At 51.7% G+C, this 1,715-nt stretch carries 2 protein-coding genes; both read left to right on the top strand.

Annotation, left to right across the window (positions count from 1 at the left end):
- Positions 1-148: 148 nt before the first annotated feature.
- Positions 149-856 (top strand): B3/B4 domain-containing protein, encoded by a 708-nt coding sequence (locus NM10_RS12625; RefSeq protein ID WP_020311928.1) that lies wholly within the window; start codon positions 149-151, stop codon positions 854-856.
- Between the two features lie 177 nt (positions 857-1,033).
- Positions 1,034-1,354 carry a quaternary ammonium compound efflux SMR transporter SugE gene (gene sugE / locus NM10_RS12620; protein ID WP_020311927.1) on the top strand — a complete coding sequence of 107 codons (321 nt, stop codon included), beginning with the start codon at positions 1,034-1,036 and terminating at the stop codon, positions 1,352-1,354.
- The last annotated feature ends 361 nt before the right edge of the window (positions 1,355-1,715 follow it).

Here is a 1,715-nt window from a genome sequence, read left to right as displayed (position 1 = left end):
TACCATATCTGACGCCATCTGTCTGTATGGTGACAGCCATGAAAAAAGTGATTGAAAATGACGCGTCTTTCATTTCATCAACGATCTTTATCTATGATACGATTCCGGTAGTGAATGAGAAAACATTCCGTGAACAGGAGGAACTATCATGAAAATATTTCATATCGATGAAGACGTCTTTCGCATGCTTCCCGACTATTATGTCGGAGTCGTCGCCGCTGAAGGCCTGGTGAACCGTCAGGACAATCCGGCCGTTGCCGACCGGCTGGACCAGGCCATTGCTGCCTTTGCCGATGATTTCCAGGGTATCAACCTGAAAGAAGACCCGCATATCGTCCCGTACCGCAATGCCTTCCGCCTCATGGGCATCAACCCCAATAAATATCTTTGCTCTATCGAAGCGCTGGCCAAACGGGTGCAGAAGAAGAAGGCCCTGCCCCATATCAATCCGGCCGTCGACCTGGGCAACGCCATTTCCTTGGAAGAACGCCTGCCCATCGGCGCCCACGATGTTGGGAATTTCTGCGATGGCCGCATGGAAGTCCGCCTGGCTGCCGAAGGTGATACTTTTTTACCGATGGGCGGTGGCGAGCTGGAAAAGCCGGACGAACGGGAACTGGTCTATGTCAGCGGCCATACCGTAAAGACCCGGCGCTGGACCTGGCGCCAGAGCGATGATGGGAAAATCAGCGAAGATACGCAGGCCATCTTGTTCCCTATCGACGGGTTTTACGGAGTCAATGAAAAAGCCGTCGCCGAAGCTGTCCAGAAGTTGTCCGACGCCGTCTGCCAGGCCTTTGGCTGTATGACCCATACGGGCATCATCGACCGGGACCATCCGACCTTTTCCTGGTAAGCGCTTTTTTGTTGACAGCCATTTTGTTTTGTGATAAAGTGAAGCTCGTAGCCTCAGCGAGGCTGCTGTAAAATTAAATCAGATTACCGCCGGGTACGCTTGTACTATTCCGTTAGGCCTTTGAAGGAATAGTATGGGCGTACTTTTTTTCGGCGGAAATGAAAAGGAGCGATTCGTATGTCTTGGATGTATTTATTGATTGCCGGTGTCTTTGAAATGGGCTGGGCCATTGGCCTCAAGTATACCCAGGGATTTTCACAACTCGTACCGAGTATCGTCACCCTGGCCAGCATGGCAGCAAGCCTGGTTTTCCTGAGCCTGGCCCTGCGCCACCTGCCCATTGGCATTGCCTATGCCGTCTGGACGGGAATCGGCATCGTCGGTACGGCCGTAGCCGGGATTTTCCTCTTCCATGAATCGACGACGCCCTGGCAGGTCCTGTCCCTGGTACTGATCATCGCCGGTATCGCCGGCCTGCGCCTGACCAGCGCGGCCTGAAGGGCTGTTGCATGAAGACTTCTGTCATGATTTGGGAAACCTCTCAGTCAGCTGCGCTGACAGCTCTCCTATCAGGAGAGCCTTTGCGAGCCAATAGCCGCGAGCCACGAGCCACGAGCCACGAGCCGCGAGCCACTAGCCACTAGCCACTAGCCACGAAATATATGGTATAATCCCGAGTTTGACACTTTTGAAAATAAAAAATGCTCACAAAGAGCGTGGTTGTGCGCTCTGTGAGCATTTTTTATTTGGTTTTAATGTGTGCTATATTTTTTTCACTGTTATTTTAATTTTTTTGAGTTCTTTATCGTTGCTCGCATAGCCGCTTGAGTCATGAATTCATAGTCGGTCCTGAACCCGA

This window comes from Megasphaera sp. NM10, from assembly GCF_000417505.1.
Taxonomy (GTDB): domain Bacteria; phylum Bacillota; class Negativicutes; order Veillonellales; family Megasphaeraceae; genus Megasphaera; species Megasphaera intestinihominis.
The sequence above is the reverse complement of the archived record's forward strand: the minus strand, read 5'-3'. Positions and strand labels throughout refer to the sequence as shown.

Bases quoted from the DNA above. Each gene is read 5' to 3' on its own strand.
- sugE (WP_020311927.1), top strand. From the start codon at position 1,034: ATGTCTTGGATGTATTTATTGATTGCCGGTGTCTTTGAAATGGGCTGG.
- NM10_RS12625 (WP_020311928.1), top strand. From the start codon at position 149: ATGAAAATATTTCATATCGATGAAGACGTCTTTCGCATGCTTCCCGAC.